Here is a 26,711-nt window from a genome sequence, read left to right on the forward strand (position 1 = left end):
ATGGAACGATTAATGCCAAAAGTCATGCTGGATTTTAAGGATGTGGTCTCCGGCTATGGTGAAAAAGACATCCTGCAGGGCTTTAACGCCACCATCTGCCAGGGTGAGTTTGTCGGCCTGATCGGTCCTAACGGCACCGGGAAGTCGACTCTGCTCAAATGTTTGTCTGGTCTGTTGCCGGTGAAATCCGGGGTCATCACCCTGGAAGAAAAGGACAATACCAGCTATAGCCAACGGGAACGGGCCCAGATGATTGCAGTGGTACCCCAGTCCTTTGATATCGACTATGATTTTACCGTTGAGGATATTGTTCTGATGGGACGAAACCCCTACTTAAGTTATCGGACCAGGGAAAGTCAGAATGACTACCACATTGTGACGGAGGCGATGCGGGCTACCAAGACCCTCCCGTTTAGAAAACGGCTCTACAATAATCTCAGCGGCGGGGAAAAACAACGGGTGATTATTGCCCGGGCGATTGCCCAGGAACCGGACATTATTCTGTTGGATGAACCGACCTCGGCCCTCGATATCCACCACCAGATTGAAGTGATGGAGCTGATTCGCGATCTCAATCTGAAAAAATCGATGACGGTGGTGGCCGTGCTGCATGATATTAATCTGGCGGCCCGTTACTGTAACCGCCTGATTTTAATGAAAGACGGCAAGGCGATTGTCGATGGCATCCCCAAAGATGTGATCACCGAAGAAAACCTTAAAAAAGTCTATGAGATGAAAATGTTTATCAAGGAGAACAAGCTGTTTGGAAAACCGGAAATTATTCCCCTGCGGGTGATTAAAGAATCGGAGGACTACCGCAGCTTGCGGATTCATGTGATTTGCGGCGGCAACAGGGCGTCCCAGGTGCTTGAAGAACTCGAAGCCATGGGTCATCAGCTCACCGCCGGGGTGGTCAACCAGGGCAGCGATGATTGGACTATCTGTGATGTACTGGGGATTCCGATGATTGAAGAAAGCCCCTTTACGGTCATCAGCAGTGAAAAACAGGTTAAAAACCTGGCCGTTATGGCTAAGAGCGACCTGATTCTGATTTCTGATCTGCCCTTTGGCCACGGCAACATTACAAATCTAAACGGTCTGGAAAAGCTACCGGGGGAGATATATTTCCACCGCAATTGTCTGAATAATGATTTTACCGAAGGTCAGCTGCAAAAGCGGCTGGAAGCGATCAAAAAGCACAAGACGGTTAATGAAATTGATGATCATCAGGAATTTATTGAAATAGTTAAAGCCTTGACGCTAATTGAAGATAAATAATTTCGTATTAAACGGTTTTTAGCGGTCGATCAGTGAATGCGAATAACGAGATATGTCATTGGAAAAAGGAGACACAATTATGAATTATTTTATGCTGGCCGGAGCCAGCAGTAACGTCGGCAAAACAACCGTCACCATGGGCATCATGGCAGCCTTCAAGAAACGGGGACTGAGGGTAAAGCCCTTCAAAACCGGGCCGGATTACATTGATCCGATGTTTCACCGCTTTGTAACCGGCGAGCCGTCCATTAATCTGGATACCTGGATGTTAGACGAAGAAACGATCCGGGGGTTATTCTCCCGTCGTCTGGCAGAAAAAGATCTGGGTATCGTTGAAGGGGTGATGGGTCTTTATGACGGCCATAGTTTGGAATCGGATGTCGGCAGCAGCGCCTATCTGGCTAAAACCATTGATGCGCCGGTGATTCTAATCATCGATGGTCGGGGCATGGCCAAAAGTGCGGCGGCAATGGTTAAAGGCTATGTCGATTTTGATCCCGATACCAAAATTGCCGGGGTCATCATCAACCGGATCTCAACCGAATCCCATTATCTCTTATTAAAAGAAATGATAGAAGCCTATAACGATGTGACCTGTCTGGGGTATTTCCCCAACAATCCCGATATTGTTATGGACAGCCGTCATCTGGGGCTGGTGCCAGTGGAAGAGATTGCTGATTTCCGGGACAAGGTGGACAAGGCCGGTGAGCTGGCTGAAGCCCATATTGATCTCGATACCTTATGGAAAATCAGCCAGCACGACCAACTGGTCGATCCGTTTGCCGATCCCTTTTCAGACTATGCCACTAAATATCAGGGGTTGCGCATTGGTGTGCCCAAAGACCGGGCCTTTAATTTTTACTATGATGACAATTTTATGGCGCTTAAGCATGCCGGGGTGGAAGTGGTCGAATTCAGTCCATTAAATGATGCAAGTCTACCTGAATCACTCGACGGCCTATATATCGGCGGCTTTCCGGAAATCTTCGGCGCCGAGCTGGCAGCCAACACCGCAATGATCGCCGATATCAAAAGTAAGCTGGAAGCCGGACTACCCTGCTATGCCGAGTGCGGCGGGCTGATGTATTTAACCAACTCGATGACCTTAAACAGCGGTGAAACCAATCCGGCAGTGGGCTTTTTCGAGGCCGATGCCCAGATGACCAAACGGCTGCAGCGGTTTGGCTATGTCAATATCGCCGCCTATCTGTGCGGCAAAACCATCGAGATCCGGGGACACGAATTTCATCACAGTCTGGTGAGTACCACCGAAGCCTTGCCGACTGCCTATGTGATCACCAAAAAAGGTAAAACCTGGACTTGCGGCTATCGCCAGAAAAACGTTCTGGCTGGCTATCCTCATATTCATTTTTACAGCAATCCGCTGTTTTTAACCAGTCTCTTAAATGTGGCTCTTGAGCACCAAGCGGGGCAGGCATGAGGCGGGTTACAGTTAAAACCCCGGGCACCTGCGGCATGAATACATCCAGGGCTGGTATGATGGCAGCCCCTGTCTGGTATCCAGCCCGATTGACCGTTATTCCCGGATTATTCTTGAAGAAGGTCCGGGGAATATTGAGTGTCTTAAACTCAAAACAAAAAAACTGGTCGAAGCAGTTTTCCGGCACTTCGCAATTCCCCAGCCGGAAATGGAGCATTTGCATGTTACCATGACCAGCGAGATTCCGCTGGAGAAAGGCATGGCCAGCAGTACCGCTGACATTGCCGGCATGGCCGCCGGACTTTCGGCATATTTTAACTTGGGTCTGACCCCCAAAGAGATCGGTGCCCTGTGCACGACCATTGAGCCCTCCGATAATTTGATGTTTGAAGAATTAAATTTGTTTAATCATATCAGTGGCTCGGTGCTAAAGGAATTTGACGGCACCGTGTCGGCGGACATCCTGATTGTTGATTTTCATGGCGGCATTGATACCATGACCTTTAATGAAACCCAGGATGACTATTCACCAGAGGATTTAGAAACCTTTGCCGAAATTGTCGCTCAGTTTGAACAAGGGGTGCGCACCAACAGCCTGAAAGATATCGGCGCGGCTTGTACCAAGAGCGCTCTGCTTAACCAGAAACGGTTAAACAAGAACTATCTGAGTTGCCTGATTGATTTGTCCCGGGATTTTGGCGGATTGGGCACCGTCATCGGCCATAGTGGCACGGTGATTGGGATTATGTATGACAAGGGTGATTTTCAGGAAGAGGATTTCCACAAGGCCTTTAAAAAATTTGTTCCCGATTCGGTTTACGCCGAAATCTATCACAATCGCCTGATCCCCGGCGGAATAAAAATTATCACCGAAACGGTGTAAAAATAGAGCATCGATTGATGCAATAAATAAAAAAATTCATTTACGAAAGCGAGACAAGATGGAATACATTAACAACCCGAGAGAAATTGAAGAGCGTAGTTTTGAGATTATTACCGAAGAACTGGGAGACAAGGTTTTCCCGGAAGCGATTGCCCCGATGGTTAAACGAATCATTCACACCACCGCTGATTTTGAATATGCCGATTTATTGGAAATTTTAAATGGTGGCTATGAAAGTGGGATGGAAGCCTTGAAACAGGGCAAAAAAATCTACGCCGACACCCGGATGATTCAGGTCGCCGTCAATAAAAAAGCACTGGCCGATCACGGCATTGAAATTGTTAATTACGTTCATGATGCCGATGTCGCTGCTGAAGCGAAAGAACGTGGCGTTACCCGCTCAACTGTCAGCATGGAAAAAGCCTTAAAAGACGACAGCGTCGGTATTTTTGCCATCGGTAATGCGCCAACTGCGCTCTATACATTAATTGAACAGGTCAAACAGGGTACTGCCAAACCAGCCTTGATCATTGGTGCCCCCATCGGTTTTGTCGGTGCAGCCGAATCAAAAGAAGCCTTGGATCAGATTGACAGCCCGGTCATCCGAATCAACGGCCGTAAAGGTGGCAGTCCAGTAGTGGCTGCTATTCTTAACGCCATGCTTTATCAATTGGGAAGGGAATGGTAAAGATCATGAGTGCAGCAAAAAAAGGAATTTTTTACGGCATCGGAGTCGGTCCCGGCGATCCGGATCTGCTGACCGTTAAGGCGGCTAAGGTTTTAGATGCCTGTGATGCGGTGATTACACCGGTAAAAAAAATGGGCAGCACCAGTGTTGCCTTTGAAATAGTTAAAAGCCACATTTCCGATTTATCAAAAGTCATTGAAATGAACTTCCCAATGATTTCCCTGTCTCAAGAACGGGAAGCTCTTGAAAAACAGTGGCAGGAGAATGCCGACGAAATAGAGGTACTCCTTAACCAGGGCAAAGATGTCGCCTTTATTACCCTGGGTGATCCAATGGTCTTTAGTACTTATTCCTATGTGATGGAATATCTGTTAAAACGCAACATTGAAGTGGTCACCCTGTCCGGGGTGCCGTCATTCTGCAATTTAGGTGCCCAACTGAATATTCCGCTGACCCAGGGCGAAGAGTCGTTAGGGATTGTAGCCATGACTCAGCCGGAGGAAGAAATCCGGGCAATTCTGGATGCCCACCAGAACATTGTGGTGATGAAGATTTCTGCCAACAATGCCTGGATGGCAGCGGAGCTGGAAGCCCGAGGGCTGGAGAAAAGTTTTGTGCTGGTGTCCAACATTGGCATGGAAACCCAGCAGGTGATCCGGGATATTGAGGTGTTAAAGGGTAAGATTCCTTACTTATCGACCTTATTAATCAAGAAGAATTATCCCCTTCAGTAAGGGAGGGTTTTGATGTTTAATAAAACCGTCGAAAAAAATGGCAAAATAATGCGTTATGGTTATACCACCGGTTCCTGTGCGACGGCGGCCACCAAAGCCGCCCTGCTGATGTTTTTAAATCAGCAGAAATGGGATACGGTAAAAATCAATACGCCCAAAGGCTGGCCCCTGGATCTGGTGCTTCATGATCAGACTTTTTCCGAGTACGAAGCGTCCTGTTCGGTAGTCAAAGACGCTGGGGATGATCCGGATGTGACCAATGGCATTAAGATTTTTGCAAAGGTGATCCCATCTGATCAGGCCGGGATCACTTTTATTGCTGGCATTGGCGTTGGGACGGTGACCTCGGTGGGACTGAGCATCCCCCCGGGCGAACCGGCCATTAATCCCACCCCCAGAGAGATGATCGCCCAGGAAATTCGTGCGGTTCTGGATTCTGATGCCATCAAGCATCGGCCCGATTTACCCAAAGGCTGGCAGGTGGAGCTGTCGATTCCCCAGGGAGTTGAGCTGGCCAAGCGCACCTTTAATCCCAAGCTGGGGATTGAAGGCGGACTGTCAATTATCGGCACCACCGGCATTGTGGAACCGATGAGTGAAGAGGCCTGGAAAGCTTCATTGAAATTGGAACTCTCGGTGCTTCATGCCAAGGGCTTTAATGAAATCATCTTTGTGCCCGGCAATTATGGCAAAGACTTCTCGGAGGAACTGGGGCTTAATGAAGATGTGCTGGTTAAGACCAGCAATTTTATCGGCTTTATGCTGGATGAGGCCGAGCGGATGGGTTTTGATAAAATTCTTTTAATTGGGCATCTGGGTAAGCTTGTCAAGGTAGCGGGCGGAATATTTAATACCCATAGCAGCGTGGCTGATGGCCGGATGGAGATTCTGACCGCCCATGCCGGTATCCTGGGTGCATCCCGGGATACCATGGCAAAAATCATGGCCGCCAAAACTACCGACGAAGCCACCGATATAATCCTGGCCGAAAATCTGCCGGACTATTTTAATCAGCTGGCCGAAGTGGTAAAGAAGAAAGTCACTGATCGGGTTTATGGCACTATTGATATCGAAGTGGTGCTGTTTTCCAAGATCCATGGCTTTTTAGGACAAAGCAAAGACGCAGAAGAGTTGAGGAAACGATTATGTACCCATTAAAAATTATTGGATTGGGACCGGGGCATCCGGATTATATCTTACCGATCGCCTTAAAAGAAATTGCCGCAGCGGAAGTGATTCTCTGTGGCACCCGCCACGCCGAAAGTTTTGATGCCAGTGGCAAGGAGATGCTTTTTATCGGCAAGGGAACCCCTCTCAGTGAGCTGATGGAAAAGGTTGCTAAGGGCTATCAGACCCGCAAAACCGCCCTGGTAGTTTCCGGGGACTGCGGTTTTTATAGTCTGCTGACCTATGCAAAAAAATTGGTGCCGGAAAAGGACATTGTCTGTATTCCTGGGATCAGCTCACTGCAGTATTTTTTTGCCAAACTGGCTATTAGCTGGGAGGATGCGAGGCTTTTGAGCTTGCACGGTCGGGATCAGGATTTGGCGGCGGCGCTGGCAGAAAACAAAAAGCTGGGTATTCTTACCGACAAAAATAATAATACGGCCTTTATTGCCGGAATCCTGCAGACAGCCGGTTGCGAGAACAGTATTCTTTATGTCGGTGAAGAGCTGTCCTATCCCAATGAAAAGATCACCCGACTAACGGTGGCAGAAGCCCTGACTTATCAGGAGGAAGGACTGGCAGTCGTGGTGGTGATCAATGAGTAAGATAGCAGGATACAAGGACGAGGCCTATATTCGCGGCAAGGCCCCAATGACCAAACGGGAAATCCGTATTTTAACCATTTCGCTACTGGGAATTGAATCGGGTGACGTGGTGGTGGATATCGGCGCCGGTACCGGCGGTCTGACCATGGGAAGCGGCCTATGCTGCAGAAAATGGCAAGGTCTATGCCGTGGAAGCCAAAGAGAAAGCACTGGAGCTGGTGCAAAAAAACAAAGACCATTTTAATGCCGATAACGTGGTGATTATTCCCGGCAAGGCGCCTGAGGCGCTGGCTGAAATCAAAGAGCCGGTAGACCGAGTCATCATCGGCGGTTCCGGTGGGAATATGGAAAGCCTTTTTCAGTGGTGCAAAGCCAATACCCGCCCCGGCGGCCGGGTCATTGCCAACTTTGTGACCCTGGAGAACGCCGCCCAGGCCACCACGTTGATGAATCAGTATTTTGACAATGTCGAACTGATTCAGGTCGGTATCAGCCGGGGCGAAGGCATCGGTGGTTTAACGATGTTAAAGGCCGCCAATCCAATTTTTATTATTACGGGTGATGTGAAGTAAACAACCGTTTCGGTATATGTGAAACTGGTCGGTAAGCTTGCGACAGTTTCAAAATTGCTGAAAAACTGCTATTGACAAGCAGCAGTTTTTCGTGTAGAATGAATTCAATTAAATAGTGAACTTGTCCTATATTCAAGGGAAAAAGGTGTAAATCCTTTGCTGTAATCGCAGCTGTAAAACATGATGACCGTCTCATAACCACTGTTAAGAAATTAGCGGGAAGGGAGATGGAAAGTTGATTGTTGAGCCAGAAGACCTGTTTGTAGTGATTTCTTAACAACCTCCGATTTAGAGGACTTTAAGAGCATTATATTTAGATTTGTAAGTATGATTCTTTTATCCTTCTCCGTTGGAGAAGGATTTTTTTTCGTCTTGCCGTCGGTGACGATCGCAAGCGAACCGGGAAGTGTGTGATTTCCGGCAGTTGGTTACTTTCTCCTAGCCAATTTTAGAATCTCTTCGAATAAAGGGACATCTCCAAGTCAGTATTTAATACCCTTCCTCGGGGATGGTGTGTGACATCCCCGAATTTACCTTGCTTTCATTAATTTACATTTTTGATAGAAAACATTATTCCTCTGCTTAGATTTTTCTGGCCAAAAATTTGAGCACCAATAAAAGAAGTGCATTTTCTTATGGATGCGCTTTTTTTATTGGAATAAATTTCTTTTAATAAAAAATATTTTTGAAAAAGCGCCGAAAATGGTATACTTGCTATAAAAAATACTGATAACTATTCAGATAGGAAGGTCACAGATGAGAATTCACTATTTACAGCACGTCGCCTTTGAAAATCCCGGCAGTATTCTAAAATGGGCCCAAGCCAACAATTATCCCGTCACTGCGACACAATTGTATAACGATGAAGCGCTGCCGGAGGTGAGTGATTTTGATTGGCTGGTGGTGATGGGGGGGCCGATGAACATTTATGAAGAAGCGCAATACCCCTGGCTGAAGGCCGAAAAAGCATTCATTAAAGCCGCTATTGAAGCCAACAAGGTAGTCCTAGGACTGTGTCTCGGCAGTCAGTTGATTGCGGATATCATCGGCGGGAAGGTCGTGAAAAATAAGCAAAAAGAAATCGGTTGGTTTCCGATCACGTTTTTGAAGAAGCCAAAGCATCGCCACTGTTTGCCTTTTTCCCGGACAATCCAGTCGTGTTTCACTGGCATGGGGACACCTTTGTCGAGTTGCCGCCGGAGGCCACCGTCATTGCAGCCAGTGCCGCCTGTCAAAACCAGGCCTTCGTCTACCAGAAACGGGTTTTTGGCTTTCAGTTTCATCTGGAAAATACCCAGGCAATTATTAAAGATCTGATTAAAAATTGCGGCGATGAAATGATCCCCAGTGATTTTGTACAGCGGCCGGAGGAAGTCATGGCCCACCCGGAATACATCCTTCAGGACAATCTCTGGATGGCAGCTTTTTTAGACCAGCTGAAACTACTGGTTGAAGCTGACCGGATTTAATAAAAATCTTTATTCACAACAACTGACTGGTGAAAAAGTGGGTAAATATAAATCAGAATCTATTTAAGCAATTCTAAAATTCAAAAGAGTTGATCAAAAATTGCTTTGCGTTTAGTTTCCACAAACAATTTTGTAACGTGTAGGCGAACAGGCGATAGCCTGTACGACGTACAGTGTAAAAATTGTTTCGTGCGAAACTGAATGCGAAGCTCACGGCACTTGTGCAAAAGTCTAAGAAACAATTTGATTGAAAGGAATTTTATAATGAAAAAGGTAATGCTTAACGAAATGACCGCCCTGGAAGTTCAGGAGCTGTTAAAAAATGCCGATCAGGTCACCGCCATTGTGACCTTTGGATCCTGCGAGAGCCATGGCTGGCATTGCTGCCTGGGGCCGGACTTTTTTGTGCCCTCCGAGGTGGCCAAACGCGTGGCGCAGAAGCTTAACAATGTGGTAGTGCTACCCTGCGTTCCCTTTGGGACTTCGATTCATTATAACTCTTACCCGATGTCAATCACCTTGCGCTATGAAACCGAGATTGCCATTGCCGAGGATATCTTTGAGAGTCTGATTAACAATGGCATCAAACACATTTATATTCTAAATGGTCATGACGGTAATATTCCGGCGCTCGAAATAGCCGCCCATAAGGTCAAGGATCGCCATCGCGAGGCAAAATTTCTTTATCTGCCGGATTGGTGGACCAAGGTTGGCCCGATTATGGGTGACCGCTTTGAAGTCTGGAACGGACTGGGCCATGGCGGTGAAGGCGAAACCTCGATTATGATGGCGCTACGCCCGGAACTGGTCAAGCTGGAAGATGCGGTATCCCAGGTACCGGAAAATGTCATTAAGATCAATGAAAAGGTTGACATTATCTGGGATATCAAGGAACTCACGGCCACTGGGGCCACTGGCGACCCCACAAAAGCCAGCATAAAAAAAGGCGAGCAAATGCTTGAGATCTTTGTCGATTTGGTGGCCAGCGCCATTGAAGAAATGAATAGCCGGGGTTGGGAGTATTAGTTTTTTGGTGGTAAAAGGATAGTTCTGATAAAATGAAAAGAGGTGGTTAAGTAATGAAAAAATTAATGGTGCTACTGACAATGCTTGGTTTAGTCGTGTTCCTGTCGGGCTGTTCGCTGATCCCGGGAATTTTTGGCAACAAGTCAGAGTCGGTAAAAAATCAGGAAATCACTCTGGCCTTGTCGTTTGGTGAGAAAACCGGCACTTATACGGGTCAATTGGTCAAAGGTTTACCCCAGGGGAATGGTGTCTTTACTGTTTCCGACGAGGATGAAGTGGCCTGGACCTATGAGGGCGAATGGGAACAAGGTCATTTTCAGGGGAGCGGGCAAACTGTCTGGGAAGATGGGTTTATGCAGGAAGGCTACTACCAGAATGATTTGTTAAATGGGCCGGGACAAGAATATCTTAATAAGAATCTCATATATGATGGCAATTACACTGATAATCGTTATGACGGACAGGGTACGCTTTACAACTATTATGGCGAGGTGATTTACGAAGGTGATTTTGACATGGGCTACTATAACGAGACGCTGGTTCAGCGAAAGGTGCGCCTGGATCCGTTTAAAGCGCAAACCGCAGAAATATCCTACGCCGAAATCGTTGATAACGCCAAAAACGAAACTGGAAAAAAAGTCAAGATGACAGGGCGGGTTTTTCAGGTTTATGAAAATTATGAAAATCAGCAATACTTCTGTGATTTTATCATGGATGTCAATGATGATCCTAATCAGATGGTTCAGGTTTATTATCGCTTGAATTCGGGTGAAGCACCGCTGGTTGAAGGTCAAATGGTAACGGTCTGGGGTACCGTTGAATACCTCTATACCTACACCACCGATGGCGGCGAGGAAAACACCATTCCTAATGTGGAAGCCTGGAGTGTGGAATAGAATTTAATAACTGTAACCCAGAAAAACTCCCGGTCATACGACTGGGAGTTTTTAGTATTGGCAGTAGTGCGCTAATTCAGGGTAATAATATCGGATCCGGCAAATTGGAAAGGTAAATGATATTGACCGCTACCGATATATTCAGCAGCGGCATAGTCCCACCAGGGTTTGCCTTCATGACGGAGCCGCATCTGATTATCACCAGGGGTTCCAAAATCAAATTCAATCAGGATATCACCTGCATTGTAGCCTTCAACCGTAAAATTAAGAACCTTGATGGTGCCGCCGTTATCAGTGGTTGAAACAACACTATAATCACCGGTTGCATTGCTCAGAGGGTTGGGGATGTGCTCGGTATAGGTCGTTTGAGAAATCGACAACGAATTGCCATAATCGGTTTTATACCATACTCCATAGATTCTGTTAATAAATTCTTCCGGGGTTAGCACAGACTGGGTATTGGCTTGGGGGGCGGTCAGGATGTATTTTCCTTCAATCGTTGCACTGGAAAAGCCTTTATCGCTCACTGCGACGGCTTTAACCGTGGTTTCGCCAAGGGGTAGGGGAATGGCACTGGTGTATTTTGGCGAGGTCTTGTCGGGGACATTGCCATCAACGGTATAATAAATCGTATAACCAGAGTTACCCTTGATGATTTCCAGGTTTTGGGTACCCTCATAGCTGCCCGGAGCCAGGTTGAAACTGGGCGGTTTAACCAGATAGCTGTCCTGGTTTTGAATGTAGCTTTGATCCCCGGTTTCTTTGGCGGCCCGTTCCAGTAAGGCCAGAATCTCAGCTTCGGATTTTCCGGAGGTTGCATAGGAACTGAGCAGTTCGTCATAGAGTTTTTTTAGTTCATCCTGATCGGTGGTTTTCTCAATTTTTTCTTCACTGGTCAGATTGGCTGAGGCAAACTGATTGTACAGGAAAAAAGTGAGGCCACCAAGAATCAGAATACTGCCAACAATTGCCAGGATGATAATCAATTTTTTTTGCTTTTTTTTGGTGGTGGAACAATTGGTGATGAGTGGTTTTGATTTGAGTCGACCTCAGTTCGCTCCAGTTCAGCCCAATTTAATTCGTCATGAGCTGATTTGGCGTCATTGCGGTCAGGTGAGTGTTCGTGATCAGTCATTTTTACCCCTCCTTGTCCGGGTTGGAATCGAAACACGTAAAAATTCTGCGCTACAAAAGTTAAGAAATGGCAGGGAATTGATCATCCAAATAATTAACCGTGTCGTTATTAAATCTATACCCATTTACCGGATTTTTATATAGTTGTTATTGACGAGTTTTAAAAAATATGAACAATCTAATCAGTTGGATTTTGAAATCTGCTTGATTTGCTTTATAATAGTGAATAACTGGCAACGAATCATGCGTGTTTCGCCTTGATCATGAGTATTTTGTCTGCCGGTGAAAAAATGATTGGATGGATTATATGTATAAAATACTAATTATCGAAGATGATCAGATTATCGCAAATGCGTTAAAAAATCATTTGGAAAAATGGGGACTTGAAGCAGTGACTATCGATGATTTTCATTATATTTTGGATGAATTTGTGACTTACGATCCCCAGCTGGTGCTTCTGGATATCTCACTGCCATTTTTTAACGGCTACCACTGGTGCAGTGAAATCCGCAAGATTTCCAAGGTGCCGATTATTTTTATTTCCTCCACCAGCGACAATATGAATATCGTAATGGCCATGAATATGGGCGGGGATGATTTTATTGCCAAGCCCTTTGATCTGACGGTGGTGGTGGCAAAAATTCAGGCTCTACTGCGGCAGAACTTACTCCTTTCAGGGTCAGTCAACCTGCTGGAACATAAAGGTACGATTTTGAATCTCGGTGATGCCAGCCTGAGCTATGCGGATCAAAAAGTGGAGCTGAGTAAAAATGAGTTTAAGACCCTCCAGATTCTGCTGGAAAACAAGGGCGAAGTGGTTTCCCGGGATGTGATTATGAAACGGCTCTGGGACAGTGACTGCTTTGTGGATGACAATACCCTGACGGTTAATATCGCCAGGCTCCGCAAAAAACTGGATGAGGCCGGATTGTCGGATTTTATTGCCACCAAAAAAGGCGTCGGTTATTTGATTGGAGACTAAGATGAAAATTTCATTTATTTTTAAGGCTTATTTAAAAAGCAGGATCAAGATAATCGCAGCCTTTCTATTAATGATGTTGGTCTTTGCGCTGGTCTATGCGCTCTACTATCTGCCGCTGGAGCCGATTGTTTACAGTGCCGAATTAGTAACGGCACTGGCAGTCGTTTTTGCCAGTATCGATTTTTGGCGCTTTTATCAAAAACATCAGCGTTTGAATGCAGCAATTAGCGGAGCCACTGCCGGGGTAGGGGAATTACCAAAGCCCCGGGATTTACTGGAAGAGAATTATCAAACTCTGATTCGGGTGCTGGCCGAGAGTCGGGCTGAACTGATCTCCCAGTTTGATAACCGTCAAACCGATATGATCGACTACTATACCTTATGGGCCCACCAGATTAAAACCCCGATCTCGGCCATGGGGGTGCTACTGCAGACCGAAGAGGGGGATCGGGAACGGATCAGTGCCTATCGGCAGGAACTTTTTAAGATCGAACAATACGTGGAGATGGTGCTGCAGTATTTACGGCTGGAAAGCATGTCCGCAGACTTGCTGCTGGTTGAGTATGATCTGGGGGATCTGGTCCGACAGGCGGTAAAAAAATATGGCATTATTTTTATCAATAAAAAAATATCGCTGGAGTTGGCAGAACTCGATTGCTGGGTTCTGACTGATGAAAAATGGCTGGTCTTTGTGCTGGAACAGATTATTTCCAATGCGCTGAAGTACACCAATCAGGGTAAGATTTCCATTTATCTCGATCACCAGGCAGAAAAAACCCTGATCATCGAAGACACCGGCGTCGGCATCCGAGCCGAAGACATTGCCCGGATTTTTGACCGGGGCTTTACGGGTTACAATGGCAGAATGGATAAAAAATCCACTGGGATTGGTCTTTATCTGTGTCAGCAGGTGTTAAATAAGCTCTCGCATTCGATCACGGTAGCCTCCCAGGTGGGGCAGGGTACCCGGGTCAGCATTGATCTGGCAACCCGAGGATTTGAAGCGCTCTAAGCCAATCTTACAAAAGTGTAAGATTAACAATCGAAATGTAAGGCAAAGCGATGGCTGGCTCTTTTCTTTTTCGTTATACTTTGGTTATCGATAAAATAAAATAAGATCAGGGGAGAAAAAATGCGATTACTCGAAGTAAAGAATTTAAAGAAAATTTATACCACCCGCTTTGGCGGGAATCAGGTTCAGGCCCTGTCCAACGTCAGCTTCTCGGTGGAGCAAGGCGAGTACGTGGCCATTATGGGGGAATCCGGTTCGGGAAAAACGACCCTGCTCAACATTCTGGCCTCGTTGGATAAGCCTACCAGTGGCGAAGTATTTCTTGATGGAAAGAACATCGTCACTATTAAGGACAGTGAGATCTCGGCTTTTCGGCGGGATAATCTGGGTTTTGTTTTTCAGGATTTTAACCTGCTCGATACCTTTTCGATTCAGGATAATATTTTTTTGCCGCTGGTGCTGGCTCAAAAAAATTATAAGGAAATGGACAGTCGACTGGGTCCGCTGGCGAAACGATTAAACATCGAAGAAATTCTAAAAAAGTTCCCCTATGAGGTTTCCGGTGGACAAAAACAGCGAGCGGCTGTGGCCCGGGCTTTGATTACCCAGCCCAAGCTGGTGCTCGCCGATGAGCCGACTGGGGCCCTGGATTCCAAGGCGGCAATGAATCTGCTAAAGATTTTTTCGGCCATCAATGAACTTGGTCAGACCATTCTGATGGTTACCCATTCGGTGGCAGCTGCCAGTCATGCCAATCGAGTCTTGTTTATCAAAGATGGCGAAATCTACAATCAGATCTATCGGGGTTCGATGAGCAACGATGATATGTATCAGAAGATCTCTTATACATTATCGGTGCTGGCATCCGGAGGTGAGGATTGTGAATAAGTTCTTTTACCCCCGGCTGGCACTGGTTAACCTCAAGAAAAACGGAAACACCTATATTCCTTATATTCTGACCTGTATCGGATCGATCATTGCGTTTTATACCATGGTTTCGATCCACAGTAACAAAGGCTTGGATCAAATGCCCGGATCTACGAATTTAAAAATCATACTTTTTCTGGGCATCATCGTAATCGGTATTTTTGCGGTGATCTTTCTTTTCTACACCAATAGTTTTTTGATCAAGCGGCGCAAAAAAGAACTCGGGTTATACAGCATCCTGGGCCTGGAAAAAAAGCATATCGCCCGGGTGTTATTTTATGAAACCGTCTTTGTGACGGTGATCAGCCTGAGTCTGGGACTGATCGGCGGCATACTGATTGGCAAATTGCTGTTTTTATTGCTTTTGAATATTGTTCATTTCAAGAGTCCCTTAAGTTTTCATATTGATTATTGGGGGCTGTTAATCACTACCGGGGTGTTTCTGGTCATCTTTGGCTTGACGCTCCTGACGAATTTTTTACAAGTAAAACTCTCAAACCCCATCGATCTTTTAAAAGGCGGACAGCATGGGGAGAAAGAACCAAAATCTTCCTGGATTGTTACCGTGATCGGGTTTGTTTCCCTGGGGGCGGGTTATGGAATTGCCCTGTCGGTTAAAACACCACTAGAGGCACTGATGCTTTTCTTTGTAGCGGTAGTATTTGTAATCATCGGAACCTATGCCCTATTTATCTCTGGAAGCATTACCCTGCTAAAACAACTGAAAAAGAACAAAAAATTTTATTATCAGTCCCGCAATTTTATTTCAGTATCGGGGATGATTTACCGGATGAAACAAAACGCCGTGGGGCTGGCCAATATCTGTATTTTGAGCACCATGGTTTTAGTCACCCTGTCGACAACGGTATCCTTGTATGTCGGTCAGGAAGGGATGCGTCGGGATTTTTATCCTATGGATGTCAGCATTATCGGCGAAGCAGGCAACACTGACTTCGATGAAGTCAAAGCGCTGGTTGAATCAGAAAAAGAAAAATTAAAGGTGAGGAGTAGCGATGAAATTTCTTTTGATTTGGCTCGTTTTCGAGCTTTTCAGGAAGGTAGTCATTTTCTGAAGGATATGGTTGATGATGAAAGCACCGATGCCAGGTATTACGAAAGGATCTCGAACATAACCCTGATTCCCTTGGACGACTATAACCGCTTAACCGGTGGGAACAAAAGTCTGGCTGAAAATGAAATGCTGATCTTTTCGGTGGGTGACGATTATGGCCAAGCGACCATTGTTTTTGGCGATGCGCAGTATCTGATTACTGAACAGCTGGAAGCCATTCCAATGGACTTTAAAAAGACTCAGGATATGGGCCAAACCTACTACCTGATTGTCAAAGATGATGCAGTTATGGAGGCCGTTTATCAGACCATGAAAAACGACGATGATCCCCAGACCACCCTCCATGCCCTGATGTTTAATCTCGATGGGGACGAGGACACCCTCAACACCTTTTCCGCTAAACTGCGGACAGCGGTGACCCAGAGCAATCCGGATATCAACATCCAAAACCTGTATGAAGCATTGACGGAATTGTATTTCTTTTTTGGTGGATTTTTGTTTCTGGGGGTATTTTTAGGATCACTCTTTATGATGGCCACGGTGTTGATTATTTATTTCAAACAGATTTCCGAAGGCTATGAAGACAGTGAACGGTTTGAGATCATGGAGAAGGTGGGAATGGATAAAACCGAGGTTAAAAAAACCATCCGTAAGCAGATTCTGATGGTGTTCTTTTTGCCCCTGGCCGGTGCCATTGTTCATGTGGCTTTTGCCTTCCCGGTGATCACCAAAATGCTGGCTGCCTTCCGGCTGACCAACGTAACGCTGATCTTTTTATGCACTCTGGCTGGTGTTGTCGTTTATGCCCTGGTTTATACCGGCGTCTATCTGCTCACCGCCAGATCATACTATAAGATGATTCATTAAGAACAACTGCGGCAACTAAAAAATCCCCAATTTCAGGGGATTTTTGACTATCAAAAAAGATAACTTAGTACCGACAATTGTTACATCATGTTGTGACCTAGGGGTCAGACCCTACGCATCGGGGCGGACATGGCAGAGCCTGTCCGATCCCGCAGCGAACAACAGATTAACAATTGGTCGATACGGTAGTTTGTGCGTTTCCTATTTCAGGGGATTTTTTTGAAGTAGTGCTTCCATGTCTTTAACGCTCATGGGTTTGCCAAACATAAAGCCCTGAATGCAATCGCAGTTGTTGGCTTTTAAATAGTCCAGTTGGGTGCTGTTTTCAATACCTTCAGCAACAATATGGGCATCCAGGTTATGACCCAACGAAATGATATCGCCGACAATGCGGATTGAGGAATCCTGATCGGAGAGATCATCAATGAAGGATTTGTCAATTTTTAAGGTGTCGATTGGTAGCCGCCTTAGATAACTCAGGGATGAAAACCCGGTGCCAAAATCGTCCAGGGAAATTCGGACGTTTAATGCTTTGATTTCATTGAGCATGTCAATGGTTTCTTCGATGTTATCGATAAAGAGGGATTCGGTAATTTCCAGTTCCAACTGCCTGGGATCCATGCTGGTTTCGGAAAGAACGTTTTTAACCGTGTCGACAAAGTTTTTGTCCCGCATCTGCACCGCTGACACATTCACCGAGACGCAGAGATTCTGATCAAAACGCATATCCAGTTCCTTGAATTTATGACAGGCGGTCAGAAGCACCCAGTGGCCGATGCCGATGATCAGCCCCATTTCTTCAGCCAGGGGGATAAAGTTCATCGGAGCAACCCGGCCATAGTGGGGGGAGTCCCAGCGGATCAGGGCTTCAAAGCCGCGGATGCGATGATCCTCGGCATTAAACTGAGGCTGATACTCAATGAAAAATTCCTTATTCTCATAGGCTTTCAAGAGCAGGGATTCCATTTGAATCTTATTAAGAATTTCTTCTTTCATGTCCGGTCTGAAAAATTGGATGTTATTGCGGCCCAGCTCTTTGGCCTTGTACATTGAGGTATCGGCACTGTTAAGCAGCTCAATGGGATCCTTGCCATCCTGCGGGAAGACCGAGATACCGAAGCTGGCACTGACTTTAAATTCTGAGCAGCTGGTTTTGATTTTATCACATAGTTCATTGCGCAGGCTTTCCACGTAGTTGTAAGCAGCATCTTCTTTGATATTCCGCTGAATGATCAGGGCAAATTCATCGCCGCCCAATCGGCCAAGTAAATCATCTTCATGAACGAGCTCCTTCAAACGCTTGGCAGTATACCTTAAATAGTCGTCACCATAGAGATGGCCCATGGTATCATTGATTTTTTTAAAATTATCCAGATCGATAAAGACAATAAAAAAGGATGCCTTTTCATTTTCGGAAAGATTAACGAGCAGATGCAAGCGTTCCAGAATCATTTTGCGATTAGGGAGCTCGGTCAGACCATCGTAATACGCCAGAAAATGGAGCCGCTCTTCGTTCTTCCTTATTTCTTCATTGAAGGCCTGAAGTTCCTGATTCTGAACGGTCAGTGTCTTTTTGGTAAGGATTAGTTTTTTGTAGAGCCGGGCAATTTTTTCTTTTTGCGAAGTAACCGCATTCAGACGAACCACGGCTTTATCATAGCGGTTCAAATTCAGATAAAAAGTTGCTGAAGCCAGGCAGAAAATAAAGCAGAACAGCAGATTTTGAATTAAAAAATAAACCGGGCTAAAAAGAAATCCGTCAACTGGCAACAAAAAGGTGACATACAAGCCGCAGACAAAGGTGGTTATGGCAATGTAATAAAGCATCGTTATTTTTAATCGCATCAGTGAAAGGATAATCATCACAAACGAAACAGACCATACTGCCGGACCGATAATCTGGTAGTATTGGACGACGATAAAAGCCAGAGTGATGGATTGGGTGAGTGAAACGAGATGATCAAATAAATTGATGGCCAATTCTTTTCGGGAAATGAATTCAAAGCTTAGCCCCAGCAATAAAAATATCCCGCTGTTTAACAGTACCTCAAATAAATTGCCGTCCCAAAAAAAGTACACAACAATGATATTGGCCAGGGCGCCCAAAAATAAAAGGGGCGACGCCCACATACAGGTGATTAGATTTTGATAATATAATATTTGGGCAGGATCATCTTCGGCATTTAATAAATCGAACACAACCGGTATGGTGCGCTTGAATTTAATGTTATTCATCATACCACCTCTTTACCATTAAAGAATTACAAATATGCTGCTCTATTGTATCATTTTTGGGATCTGATTGCGAGTGATAGAACGCTAACTAAAAAAATATCTGCAGTGATTTCAGGAAAGCCGTTTTTTAGCCTTAAGGCATCTAAAAAAACCTGTACTTTTGTCATATCCATGTTATAATATAAACACAATTAAATAAGAAATGTAAAAAATCATTTAGGATGAAAATTTCATTGAGGGAATCTGGTTAGAATCCAGAACGATCCGGTCACTGTAATTAGTTAGGTCTCCTTAATATGTCACTGGGCACGTATTGTCTGGGAAGGCAAGGGGAATAAACGCTATAAGTCAGGAAACCTACTAAAATGATGTACTAAAGTGTCCTTCCAGGGAAAAGGGAAGTTAGTAACATTAACAAAAGTTGGTTCTTTGGCGTTTAGTTATCGAATTGATGAATACGTATAATGATGAAACCTTTTTTCCCATCGTAATGTGGGTAAAAGGTTTTTTTTTCGGAAAGGTTTTTCAAGAGGTTATAAAAAATATGGAGGGTGATCGTTAAGATGAAAAAAGCAAAAAGAACCATGACCGTTGCCGGTATTGTGTTTTTTATGGTCGTTCTGGCATCACAGCCAGTCAACGCCATGCATATCATGGAAGGGTTTCTGCCGATTGGCTGGGCAGTCTTCTGGTGGATATGTTCTCTGCCGTTTATCGCATTTGGATTATATCAGGTGGGAAAAATATTTAAAGATAAACCCGAACAAAAAGTGCTGTTAGCCATTGCCACGGCGTTCACCTTTGCTTTATCAGCGTTTAAACTGCCATCGGTAACTGGCAGCTCTTCACATATGACCGGGATTGGTTTGGGTGCCATTGTACTGGGTCCCTTTGCCACTGTAGTGGTTGGTACCATTGCGCTATTGTTTCAGGCGCTGCTGTTGGCTCATGGCGGACTGACAACCCTGGGCGCCAATGCCTTTTCAATGGCAATTGTGGGATCTTTTGTGGCTTATGGGATTTACAAAGGTTTGTCAAAACTCAACGTGCCGAAGGCCTTAACCGTTTTTCTGGCGGCGTGTTTAGCCGATCTGGCAACCTATGTAACCACTTCCATCCAATTGGGCCTGGCTTTCCCGGATCCGGTTGGTGGGATTGCCGCTTCAATGGTTAAGTTTTTAAGTATCTTTGCGATTACCCAGATACCGCTGGCCATTATCGAAGGTATTTTAACCGTCCTGGTAGTTAATGCTATTTACCAATATAAAGAAAAGGGGATTATTTCCAATGAAACTCTCACTGATAACTAAAATTATTCTGGTTTTGCTGATTGGCGCCCTGATTGTTATCCCTCAGATTGCTTTGCCGGACGCTGAATTTTCGGGAGCCGATGATGCCGCCGGAACAGCTATCACCACAATCGATGAAAATTATGTGCCCTGGTTTGAAAGTTTGTTTGATCCCGGCGATCTGGAAGAAAACCTATTTCATTTCCAACAGCTGCTAGGTGTCGGCGGTCTGGGAATCTGCTTTTTATACCTTTATAAAAAATCGAAAAAAAATGAAAAGGCTGATAAATCAGCTTAGCCAAATATTAACAGCATCTTTAGAAGGAGACGGACATGATTGATCGTTTTGCCCATACCAATAAACTCAGTAATGCCAATCCTACTGTCAAAGTAGTGGTTTCATTGGTCATGCTCCTGTCAGTCTTTTTTATCAATCAACCCCTGTATATGGCAGGGGTTTTTGGTGTTATGGTGGGTTGTACCCTGCTGTGGGCAAAAATTCCGGTACGGATTTATCTGCATACCTTGATTTTTGATTCGCTCTTTGTTATTCCCGGAGCCCTGGCGTTATTGTTTACGATTTCAAAAGGTGGCGGCGATTATTTATGGGCCGTTAACTTTTCCCAGTTCACCATCGGCATCACCACCACCAATCTGGTGCTGGCCAGTCTGGTTTTCTGCCGGGCCATGGCCGGTGTTTCTTGTATGCTTTTTTTAATTTACACCACCCCGGTAATGCAGATCGCTGGCGTCATGAAAAAAGCCCACATCAGCAATACGTTTTTAGAGATATTTATTTTAACCTATCGCTTCATCTTTGATTACTGGGATAAAATCAAACTGATGGCCACCGCCCAGGAACTGCGGTTTGGCTACCGTAATGTAAGAGTCGCACTGCAATCCATCGCAATGATGTTAAGCAATTTATTTCTCATGGCCATCCAGAGCTACGAGGAAATGACAAAAACCCTGGAGCTTAAGCAATATCAGGGAGACTTTCATGTAAGCTATCGGAAAGGTTTTAAAAATGATTAAAACAGAAAATTTAACCTATCAATATCCAGATGGCACCACCGCTCTCAAGGGGGTGTCGATTGACGGCAGCCGGGGCAATTGCATCGCCCTGATCGGAGAAAACGGAGCCGGCAAATCGACCCTGATGTCGGCCTTGATTGGGCTACTCAAGCCCACCGGGGGAACCGTTTTTTTTAAGGATCAACCTTTATCCTATCAGAAAAAAAAACTTTATGAATTTCGCAAATCGATTGGGCTGGTCATCCAGGAATCGGATAAGCAGGTCTTTTATTCCGGCATTTATGACGATGTGGCCTTTGCCCTGCGAAACATGGGCATGGCAGCGGAGCAAATCGATCAGCGGGTGCAGGCGGCCATGGAAGCGACCGGCATAACGCAGTTGGCTGACCGACCAGTTCACTATCTCAGTTATGGACAAAAGAAACGGGTGGCCATGGCCGGGGTGTTAGCTGTTGAACCGGAGATCATTCTGATGGATGAACCGACCCTGGGACTCGATCCTAAAAGTAAGGCCGGGGTTAAAGCGATTATTGAAGGCGCTTTGGCCAAAGGCATTAAGATTATTTTATCCAGCCATGATATGGATTTTATTTATGAATTTTGTGATTATACTTATGTGCTCCATCATGGCGGGGTACTGGTCGAAGGTGAAACCACCGACGTTTTTAAAAACACCGAAGCCCTGGAAACGGCCAGTCTGGAACAGGCAACGATGACTCGCCTGGAACAGTGTCTGGGGATTAAAGGGTTTCGCAGTATTGCCGCTCTGGAAGAAGCGATCAGGAATCAGAAAAAGGAGGTTCAAACGGATGAAACTGGTAGTAGCGGGCATTAATCATAAGGATACACCTTTAGAAATTCGGGAGAAAGGGGCTTTTCTCCATCGCACCCTGAATGAAGCGATTCGTACCCTTTTAAAAGAAAAGGATATCGCCGAGGTGATCATTCTGTCGACCTGCAACCGCAGCGAGATCTATGTGTCAACCCGCCACCCTGAAGCAGCTGGAAAGATCTTAACCGATTTTTATCTCAGCGAAAAATCAGCAGAACTGGCGCCCTATCTGTTTGTCAAAAAAGAGCGGGAAGCGATGGTTCATCTCTATGAGGTGGTCACCGGTCTCGACTCGATGATTCTGGGTGAGGACCAGATCCTTGGCCAGGTCAAGGATGCGCTGGAAAAATCTCAGGCAATTAAAGGCTGTGGCAAATACCTGACAAAAATGTTTCGCGAAGCGATCACTTTTACTAAAAAAGTAAAAACCGATTATAAAATTTCCGAAACCCCCTTATCTTTAAGTTCAACCGCTGTGAAGCATATCAAGCGGGAGTATCCTAAAGATTATGGCGATAAAAAAATACTGATCATCGGTTCGGGAAAAATGGGCGTGCTGGCACTGCGCTATATGAAGGCCGAGGGTTTTCAGAACCCCTATATGACCAACCGCACCTTTCATAATATGGATCAGTGCGAAGCGATTCATGAAAACGTCCAGACGATCCACTATGAAGACCGCTATGCGATTATTCCTGAAATGGATGTGATTATTACCGCCACCGCATCACCCCATGTTGTTTTAAAGGCCGATGAAATGAAGCCGCTCCATAAACCGCTGACAGTGATCGATCTGGCGCTGCCCCGGGATGTCGAAGAAGCCGTTGGCAATTTGCCGATGGTTACGCTGCTGACCATTGATGATTTTAAAAACATCATGGATGAAAAGATGGCCTATCGGGTCAAAGTCGCCGAAAAAATAGCAGCCGAAATTCAGGATGAAATCGATGGACTGTTGTCCTGGGTGACGCACGCCAAGGTTGACAACATGGTCCGGGATTTAAACGAAACCTCCCGGCAACTGGCCGAGGAAACGATTGAGAACCTTTGCGGAAAATTAAACCTGACCGAAAAAGAAGAAGTCTATCTGGCCAAAGTAATCCGCTCTAAATTTAGGGAAATGGTGATGCCGCCGATTAAACAGCTGAAGTCGCTGGAATGCGAAGAGGAAATTATTGGCATTGAAAAAACCGTGACCTACCTGTTCCCGGGTATTCAGGACAAAAAAACATTGGCAGATCAACAAAATGATGACACCGCTGTTATTTAATTTAAAAAACAAAAAGGCCCTGGTGGTCGGCGGCGGGAAGGTGGCCGCCAGACGGATTGTCATCTTATTGGAAAACGGCATGCAGGTGATCGCTGTGAGTCCGGATTTTTCTGAGGGGATTATTAAAACAGAGAACAATCAGCTGACCCTGATAAATGCTGGCTATCACAAAGATCAGTTGGCTGACATTGATCTGGCGGTGGCGGCAACCGATAATCGTGCCTTGAATGGGCAGATCAAAAAGGACTGTCAAGCCCAAAAAATCTGGTGTAACCGGGTCGACGATCCCGATGATTCGGATTTCATTTTTCCCAGCGTCATTCGCCGGGGGGACTTAACCCTGTCGGTCTGTACCGAAGGGGCAAGTCCCTTCTTAACGAAGCAGATTGTTGCTGAGTTGGCCGAGCACTATGATGACAGCTACACCGAAAAAACCGCCTTATTGCGATTGCTGCGCCAGGCTGTTTTAGCCGGCGATGGGTCGCCGAACGAAAAAACCGCAGAACTTAAAGCCTTGTCCCGATGTTCCAATGCGGAACTCAGGTCAAAACTAGGAAAATAACTGACAAACGAACAATGGTTGCTTTGATGTCAGTTTCACAAACAATTTTGTAACGTGTAGGCGAACAGTTCGTAGAACTGTACGACGTACAGTGTAAAAATTCGCGAAGGCAATGAGCCAATCACAAGCTTGCTTGTAGTTGGCGACTGCCCGCGACCTTGAAGAAATTCGCATTGCGATTTCTTCTGGTTGTTTCGTGCAAACTGGCAGCGAAGCTCACGGCACTTTCGTTAATACCGGACAATAGATGAATTGGAGATAAGATAAATGAATATAAAAGTTGGAACACGGGGCAGCACGCTGGCCCGCACCCAAAGCCAGTGGCTGATTGATGTACTGGCGAAAACCCATCCGCAGGTAAACTTTGAGATGGTGATTATTAAAACTAAAGGTGATCTGGTTCAGGATAAACCGCTTGATAAAATTGGCGACAAGGGCTTGTTTACCAAGGAGTTAGAAGATGCGCTACTATCCGGTGAGATCGATATGGCCATCCACAGTATGAAGGATATGCCGTCAAAGCTGCCGGAAGGCCTGGTCTTAACGGTGCCACCGGTTCGGGAGGATGCCCGGGATGTCCTGTTGACACCCCATCGGATTACTGCCCTGGATGAGTTGCCCAAGGGTGCTGTGGTGGCCACCGGCAGCAAACGGCGAATTGCTCAGCTGCAGAAACTGCGGCCGGATGTGGAAATTGTGGGTATTCGTGGTAACATCGATACCCGAATCCGCAAAATGCAGGAGCAGCAATTGGATGGCATCATTCTGGCGGCAGCCGGGTTAAAACGGATTGGCCGCTTGGAAGACTCAGCCTACTACACCGTCGCACTACCGGAAACCACCTTTATTCCGGCACCGGCCCAGGGTATTCTGGCGGTGGAAGTCCGGGAAGACAATCAGACGGTTAACGAACTGATGGCAGTCATCAGCGATCAAAATACGATTGTTCAAATGAGCGCCGAACGGAGTTTTTTAAATGCCTTAAACGGGAGTTGTCATATTCCCGTTGGCGCATTTTGTGAAATAGAAGCTGAAGAAATTACAGTATACGGACTGTATGGTCTGGAAGATGGGAGTCGGGTGGTGACCCGATCCATAAAAGGTGCACCTGAGGAGGCAGAAAATTTGGGAAAACAATTAGCTAAAGCATGTTATCAGGCAGTGCATGAAAAACCGGGAAAGGTCTATCTGGCTGGAGGCGGTTGCGGCGATCCCGGCCTACTGACCGTTAAAGCCAAGGATATTTTGACCAAAGCCGATGTGGTGGTATATGATGCTCTGGTTAATGAAAGCTTTTTAAACGATGCCCGAGCTGATGCTGAAATTATCTATGTCGGCAAACGGGCGGGAAACCATGCCATGCGTCAGGAAGATATCAATGCCCTGTTAGTCCAAAAAGGCCAGGAAGGTAAATTGGTCCTGCGCTTAAAAGGCGGCGACCCCTATGTCTTTGGCCGGGGTGGCGAAGAAGGGGAAGACCTCTATGACGCTGGGGTACCCTTTGAAGTGATCCCCGGGATTACCTCGGTTATCGGCGGACTGGCTTATGCCGGGATTCCGATTACACATCGGGACTGTGTATCATCGTTCCATGTTATTACCGGACATTTAAAATCGAACGCCTACGACGGTTCATCAGATCTGGACTGGCCGGTGCTGGGCAAACTCAAAGGCACGATCGTCTTTTTAATGGGCGTTAAAAATCTGGAAAAGATCTGTGACGAACTGGTTAAAAACGGCATGAATCCGGAAATGCCAGTGGCTGTGGTCCATCGGGCCTCCACCCCCTATCAGCGGGTCGTAACCGGAAACCTGACCACCATCTATGATATTGCCGCGGAAGCAAAAATCACGGCGCCGAGCCTGATTGTGGTCGGCGAAGTCGTGAATAAAAGGCAAAAACTGCGCTTCTTTGATGAAAAACCATTGTTTGGCAAAAACATTATCGTCACCCGGTCCCGGGAACAGAGTTCTCAAATGGTTGAAAAGATCACGGAGTTGGGTGGCAATGCCATTGAATTCCCAACCATCAAAATTGTCCCCATTAACGAAGCCGCCTGTGACGAAAAGGTGAAGTGCCTTAAGGACTACAGCCATATTATTTTTACCAGCATCAATGGCGTGGAAGTCTTCTTCGATTCGTTGGCCCGCTGTGGCAAAGATGCCCGAGCCTTTGGCAACCTGCATATTACCGCGATTGGCGAAGGTACCAAAAATGCCCTCTTAGCCCGGGGCCTGCAAGCCGATTTTGTGCCGGATAAATATGTCGGCGAAGAACTGGTCAGCGGTCTGGTGCCGCTGCTCACTAAAGACAGCCGGGTGCTGATCCCCCGATCTAAAAATGCCCGGATCTATGTGGTCCAAGAATTGTCAAAAATCTGTCCAGTCGACGAGGTTCAAAGCTATGAAACCATCCGCGAAGATCATGCCACAATTGATCCGCTGGCAATGTTAACTAACAAAGAAATTGATTATATTACCTTTACCAGTTCCACCACCGTCGAGTTTTTTGTCGAAAAAATTGGCGCCGCCCATATTGATGCCATTAACACCGCAAAATGCGTATCGATTGGGCCCCAGACCTCAAAGAAATGTGTTGAGCTGGGTATCACTGTCGATATCGAAGCCGAAACCTATACCATTCAGGGCATGCTGGATGCGATTTTGAAGGATTCACAGAAATAAAACTTGAGTAAAAGAGCTGAAGTAGTACCGACAATTGGTTACATCATGTT

Annotated in this window: 26 protein-coding genes, 1 pseudogene and 2 riboswitches; of the genes and pseudogenes, 24 read left to right on the forward strand and 3 right to left on the reverse strand. The window is 45.9% G+C overall.

Annotated features, from left to right (window positions below; translation table 11 throughout):
• From CHL1_RS02160 to CHL1_RS02220, 13 genes and pseudogenes are all read left to right on the forward strand, one after another.
• A complete protein-coding gene (locus CHL1_RS02160; RefSeq protein WP_250934509.1) occupies positions 1-1,278 on the forward strand; it encodes a heme ABC transporter ATP-binding protein in 1,278 nt (425 codons plus the stop codon).
• 79 nt (positions 1,279-1,357) lie between these two features.
• The gene (locus CHL1_RS02165) at positions 1,358-2,719 is read left to right on the forward strand and encodes a cobyrinic acid a,c-diamide synthase CobB (protein ID WP_250934510.1); all 1,362 of its coding nucleotides are present in this window, start codon (positions 1,358-1,360) and stop codon (positions 2,717-2,719) included.
• Positions 2,720-2,927: 208 nt separating this feature from the next.
• Positions 2,928-3,602, forward strand: a complete 675-nt coding sequence (locus tag CHL1_RS02170; protein ID WP_420840485.1) for a GHMP family kinase ATP-binding protein — start codon at positions 2,928-2,930, stop codon at positions 3,600-3,602.
• A 58-nt stretch (positions 3,603-3,660) separates the two neighbouring features.
• A complete protein-coding gene (locus tag CHL1_RS02175) occupies positions 3,661-4,290 on the forward strand; it encodes a precorrin-8X methylmutase (RefSeq protein ID WP_228879276.1) in 630 nt (209 codons plus the stop codon).
• Positions 4,284-5,024 (forward strand): precorrin-2 C(20)-methyltransferase, encoded by a 741-nt coding sequence (gene cobI, locus CHL1_RS02180; RefSeq protein ID WP_250934512.1) that lies wholly within the window; start codon positions 4,284-4,286, stop codon positions 5,022-5,024. Before CHL1_RS02175 ends, cobI begins: the two co-directional genes overlap by 7 nt.
• A gap of 12 nt (positions 5,025-5,036) precedes the next feature.
• Positions 5,037-6,182: a cobalt-precorrin-5B (C(1))-methyltransferase CbiD gene (cbiD, locus tag CHL1_RS02185; protein WP_250934513.1), complete on the forward strand. Its 1,146-nt coding sequence runs from the start codon at positions 5,037-5,039 to the stop codon at positions 6,180-6,182.
• The gene (gene cbiE / locus CHL1_RS02190; RefSeq protein ID WP_148637940.1) at positions 6,170-6,796 is read left to right on the forward strand and encodes a precorrin-6y C5,15-methyltransferase (decarboxylating) subunit CbiE; all 627 of its coding nucleotides are present in this window, start codon (positions 6,170-6,172) and stop codon (positions 6,794-6,796) included. Before cbiD ends, cbiE begins: the two co-directional genes overlap by 13 nt.
• A complete protein-coding gene (locus tag CHL1_RS02195; RefSeq protein WP_250934514.1) occupies positions 6,789-7,040 on the forward strand; it encodes a hypothetical protein in 252 nt (83 codons plus the stop codon). The genes cbiE and CHL1_RS02195 overlap by 8 nt, the downstream gene beginning before the upstream one ends.
• Entirely contained in the window at positions 6,985-7,368 is a 384-nt protein-coding gene (locus tag CHL1_RS02200; protein WP_250934515.1) for a bifunctional cobalt-precorrin-7 (C(5))-methyltransferase/cobalt-precorrin-6B (C(15))-methyltransferase, read from the forward strand. The genes CHL1_RS02195 and CHL1_RS02200 overlap by 56 nt, the downstream gene beginning before the upstream one ends.
• 89 nt (positions 7,369-7,457) lie before the next feature.
• Positions 7,458-7,646, forward strand: a riboswitch (cobalamin riboswitch).
• Positions 7,647-8,124: 478 nt separating this feature from the next.
• Positions 8,125-8,394, forward strand: a pseudogene (locus CHL1_RS18615) (type 1 glutamine amidotransferase); the annotation flags it as partial.
• Between the two features lie 59 nt (positions 8,395-8,453).
• Positions 8,454-8,837: a type 1 glutamine amidotransferase gene (locus CHL1_RS02210; protein ID WP_250936321.1), complete on the forward strand. Its 384-nt coding sequence runs from the start codon at positions 8,454-8,456 to the stop codon at positions 8,835-8,837.
• Positions 8,838-9,101: 264 nt separating this feature from the next.
• Positions 9,102-9,863 carry a creatininase family protein gene (locus CHL1_RS02215; RefSeq protein WP_070369564.1) on the forward strand — a complete coding sequence of 254 codons (762 nt, stop codon included), beginning with the start codon at positions 9,102-9,104 and terminating at the stop codon, positions 9,861-9,863.
• Positions 9,864-9,916: 53 nt separating this feature from the next.
• A complete protein-coding gene (locus tag CHL1_RS02220; protein ID WP_070369563.1) occupies positions 9,917-10,759 on the forward strand; it encodes an MORN repeat-containing protein in 843 nt (280 codons plus the stop codon).
• Positions 10,760-10,830: 71 nt separating this feature from the next.
• Here the strand turns inward: CHL1_RS02220 and CHL1_RS02225 are convergent, their stop codons facing one another.
• Positions 10,831-11,745: a chitobiase/beta-hexosaminidase C-terminal domain-containing protein gene (locus tag CHL1_RS02225; RefSeq protein ID WP_250934516.1), complete on the reverse strand. Its 915-nt coding sequence runs from the start codon at positions 11,743-11,745 to the stop codon at positions 10,831-10,833.
• Entirely contained in the window at positions 11,742-11,894 is a 153-nt protein-coding gene (locus tag CHL1_RS02230; protein WP_250934517.1) for a hypothetical protein, read from the reverse strand. Before CHL1_RS02230 ends, CHL1_RS02225 begins: the two co-directional genes overlap by 4 nt.
• Positions 11,895-12,200: 306 nt before the next feature.
• Between CHL1_RS02230 and CHL1_RS02235 the strand changes: the two genes are divergently transcribed.
• The 4 genes from CHL1_RS02235 (at position 12,201) to CHL1_RS02250 (ending at position 16,753) form a co-directional block, all read left to right on the forward strand.
• Positions 12,201-12,875 carry a response regulator transcription factor gene (locus CHL1_RS02235; RefSeq protein ID WP_250934518.1) on the forward strand — a complete coding sequence of 225 codons (675 nt, stop codon included), beginning with the start codon at positions 12,201-12,203 and terminating at the stop codon, positions 12,873-12,875.
• Position 12,876: 1 nt separating this feature from the next.
• Positions 12,877-13,887 (forward strand): sensor histidine kinase, encoded by a 1,011-nt coding sequence (locus tag CHL1_RS02240; RefSeq protein WP_250934519.1) that lies wholly within the window; start codon positions 12,877-12,879, stop codon positions 13,885-13,887.
• A 120-nt stretch (positions 13,888-14,007) separates the two neighbouring features.
• On the forward strand, positions 14,008-14,775 hold the full coding sequence (locus tag CHL1_RS02245) for an ABC transporter ATP-binding protein (RefSeq protein WP_250934520.1): 768 nt from the start codon (positions 14,008-14,010) through the stop codon (positions 14,773-14,775).
• Positions 14,768-16,753 (forward strand): FtsX-like permease family protein, encoded by a 1,986-nt coding sequence (locus tag CHL1_RS02250; RefSeq protein ID WP_250934521.1) that lies wholly within the window; start codon positions 14,768-14,770, stop codon positions 16,751-16,753. The genes CHL1_RS02245 and CHL1_RS02250 overlap by 8 nt, the downstream gene beginning before the upstream one ends.
• 201 nt (positions 16,754-16,954) lie before the next feature.
• On the opposite strand, the gene CHL1_RS02255 is transcribed toward CHL1_RS02250, so the two are convergent.
• The gene (locus tag CHL1_RS02255; RefSeq protein WP_250934522.1) at positions 16,955-18,991 is read right to left on the reverse strand and encodes a putative bifunctional diguanylate cyclase/phosphodiesterase; all 2,037 of its coding nucleotides are present in this window, start codon (positions 18,989-18,991) and stop codon (positions 16,955-16,957) included.
• A gap of 198 nt (positions 18,992-19,189) precedes the next feature.
• Positions 19,190-19,367: riboswitch (cobalamin riboswitch) on the forward strand.
• Positions 19,368-19,551: 184 nt separating this feature from the next.
• Between CHL1_RS02255 and CHL1_RS02260 the strand changes: the two genes are divergently transcribed.
• The 7 genes from CHL1_RS02260 (at position 19,552) to hemC (ending at position 26,661) form a co-directional block, all read left to right on the forward strand.
• Positions 19,552-20,298: an energy-coupling factor ABC transporter permease gene (locus tag CHL1_RS02260; RefSeq protein ID WP_070369556.1), complete on the forward strand. Its 747-nt coding sequence runs from the start codon at positions 19,552-19,554 to the stop codon at positions 20,296-20,298.
• Positions 20,276-20,575, forward strand: a complete 300-nt coding sequence (locus CHL1_RS02265; protein WP_250934523.1) for an energy-coupling factor ABC transporter substrate-binding protein — start codon at positions 20,276-20,278, stop codon at positions 20,573-20,575. The genes CHL1_RS02260 and CHL1_RS02265 overlap by 23 nt, the downstream gene beginning before the upstream one ends.
• 35 nt (positions 20,576-20,610) lie before the next feature.
• Positions 20,611-21,312, forward strand: a complete 702-nt coding sequence (cbiQ, locus tag CHL1_RS02270) for a cobalt ECF transporter T component CbiQ (RefSeq protein WP_070369554.1) — start codon at positions 20,611-20,613, stop codon at positions 21,310-21,312.
• Entirely contained in the window at positions 21,305-22,147 is an 843-nt protein-coding gene (locus CHL1_RS02275; RefSeq protein WP_070369553.1) for an energy-coupling factor ABC transporter ATP-binding protein, read from the forward strand. Before cbiQ ends, CHL1_RS02275 begins: the two co-directional genes overlap by 8 nt.
• On the forward strand, positions 22,122-23,414 hold the full coding sequence (gene hemA / locus CHL1_RS02280) for a glutamyl-tRNA reductase (protein ID WP_070369552.1): 1,293 nt from the start codon (positions 22,122-22,124) through the stop codon (positions 23,412-23,414). Before CHL1_RS02275 ends, hemA begins: the two co-directional genes overlap by 26 nt.
• Positions 23,392-23,976, forward strand: a complete 585-nt coding sequence (locus CHL1_RS02285) for a precorrin-2 dehydrogenase/sirohydrochlorin ferrochelatase family protein (RefSeq protein WP_148637929.1) — start codon at positions 23,392-23,394, stop codon at positions 23,974-23,976. Before hemA ends, CHL1_RS02285 begins: the two co-directional genes overlap by 23 nt.
• Positions 23,977-24,243: 267 nt before the next feature.
• Positions 24,244-26,661, forward strand: a complete 2,418-nt coding sequence (hemC, locus tag CHL1_RS02290) for a hydroxymethylbilane synthase (protein WP_250934524.1) — start codon at positions 24,244-24,246, stop codon at positions 26,659-26,661.
• Positions 26,662-26,711 lie beyond the last annotated feature (50 nt).

It is taken from the genome of Acetobacterium wieringae (assembly GCF_023700225.1).
GTDB classification, from domain to species: domain Bacteria; phylum Bacillota; class Clostridia; order Eubacteriales; family Eubacteriaceae; genus Acetobacterium; species Acetobacterium wieringae.

What these genes read in the sequence shown, in the direction of transcription:
- cobI (WP_250934512.1), top strand. Translation starts at nt 4,284, where the DNA reads ATGGTAAAGATCATGAGTGCAGCAAAAAAAGGAATTTTTTACGGCATC.
- CHL1_RS02255 (WP_250934522.1), bottom strand. Translation starts at nt 18,991, where the DNA reads ATGATGAATAACATTAAATTCAAGCGCACCATACCGGTTGTGTTCGAT.
- CHL1_RS02285 (WP_148637929.1), top strand. Translation starts at nt 23,392, where the DNA reads ATGATGACACCGCTGTTATTTAATTTAAAAAACAAAAAGGCCCTGGTG.
- CHL1_RS02170 (WP_420840485.1), top strand. Translation starts at nt 2,928, where the DNA reads ATGGAGCATTTGCATGTTACCATGACCAGCGAGATTCCGCTGGAGAAA.
- CHL1_RS02230 (WP_250934517.1), bottom strand. Translation starts at nt 11,894, where the DNA reads ATGACTGATCACGAACACTCACCTGACCGCAATGACGCCAAATCAGCT.
- CHL1_RS02195 (WP_250934514.1), top strand. Translation starts at nt 6,789, where the DNA reads ATGAGTAAGATAGCAGGATACAAGGACGAGGCCTATATTCGCGGCAAG.
- CHL1_RS02160 (WP_250934509.1), top strand. Translation starts at nt 1, where the DNA reads ATGGAACGATTAATGCCAAAAGTCATGCTGGATTTTAAGGATGTGGTC.
- hemC (WP_250934524.1), top strand. Translation starts at nt 24,244, where the DNA reads ATGAATATAAAAGTTGGAACACGGGGCAGCACGCTGGCCCGCACCCAA.
- CHL1_RS02220 (WP_070369563.1), top strand. Translation starts at nt 9,917, where the DNA reads ATGAAAAAATTAATGGTGCTACTGACAATGCTTGGTTTAGTCGTGTTC.
- CHL1_RS02175 (WP_228879276.1), top strand. Translation starts at nt 3,661, where the DNA reads ATGGAATACATTAACAACCCGAGAGAAATTGAAGAGCGTAGTTTTGAG.
- CHL1_RS02245 (WP_250934520.1), top strand. Translation starts at nt 14,008, where the DNA reads ATGCGATTACTCGAAGTAAAGAATTTAAAGAAAATTTATACCACCCGC.
- CHL1_RS02275 (WP_070369553.1), top strand. Translation starts at nt 21,305, where the DNA reads ATGATTAAAACAGAAAATTTAACCTATCAATATCCAGATGGCACCACC.
- hemA (WP_070369552.1), top strand. Translation starts at nt 22,122, where the DNA reads ATGAAACTGGTAGTAGCGGGCATTAATCATAAGGATACACCTTTAGAA.
- CHL1_RS02265 (WP_250934523.1), top strand. Translation starts at nt 20,276, where the DNA reads ATGAAACTCTCACTGATAACTAAAATTATTCTGGTTTTGCTGATTGGC.
- CHL1_RS02240 (WP_250934519.1), top strand. Translation starts at nt 12,877, where the DNA reads ATGAAAATTTCATTTATTTTTAAGGCTTATTTAAAAAGCAGGATCAAG.
- CHL1_RS02215 (WP_070369564.1), top strand. Translation starts at nt 9,102, where the DNA reads ATGAAAAAGGTAATGCTTAACGAAATGACCGCCCTGGAAGTTCAGGAG.
- cbiE (WP_148637940.1), top strand. Translation starts at nt 6,170, where the DNA reads ATGTACCCATTAAAAATTATTGGATTGGGACCGGGGCATCCGGATTAT.
- CHL1_RS02260 (WP_070369556.1), top strand. Translation starts at nt 19,552, where the DNA reads ATGAAAAAAGCAAAAAGAACCATGACCGTTGCCGGTATTGTGTTTTTT.
- cbiQ (WP_070369554.1), top strand. Translation starts at nt 20,611, where the DNA reads ATGATTGATCGTTTTGCCCATACCAATAAACTCAGTAATGCCAATCCT.
- CHL1_RS02165 (WP_250934510.1), top strand. Translation starts at nt 1,358, where the DNA reads ATGAATTATTTTATGCTGGCCGGAGCCAGCAGTAACGTCGGCAAAACA.
- cbiD (WP_250934513.1), top strand. Translation starts at nt 5,037, where the DNA reads ATGTTTAATAAAACCGTCGAAAAAAATGGCAAAATAATGCGTTATGGT.
- CHL1_RS02235 (WP_250934518.1), top strand. Translation starts at nt 12,201, where the DNA reads ATGTATAAAATACTAATTATCGAAGATGATCAGATTATCGCAAATGCG.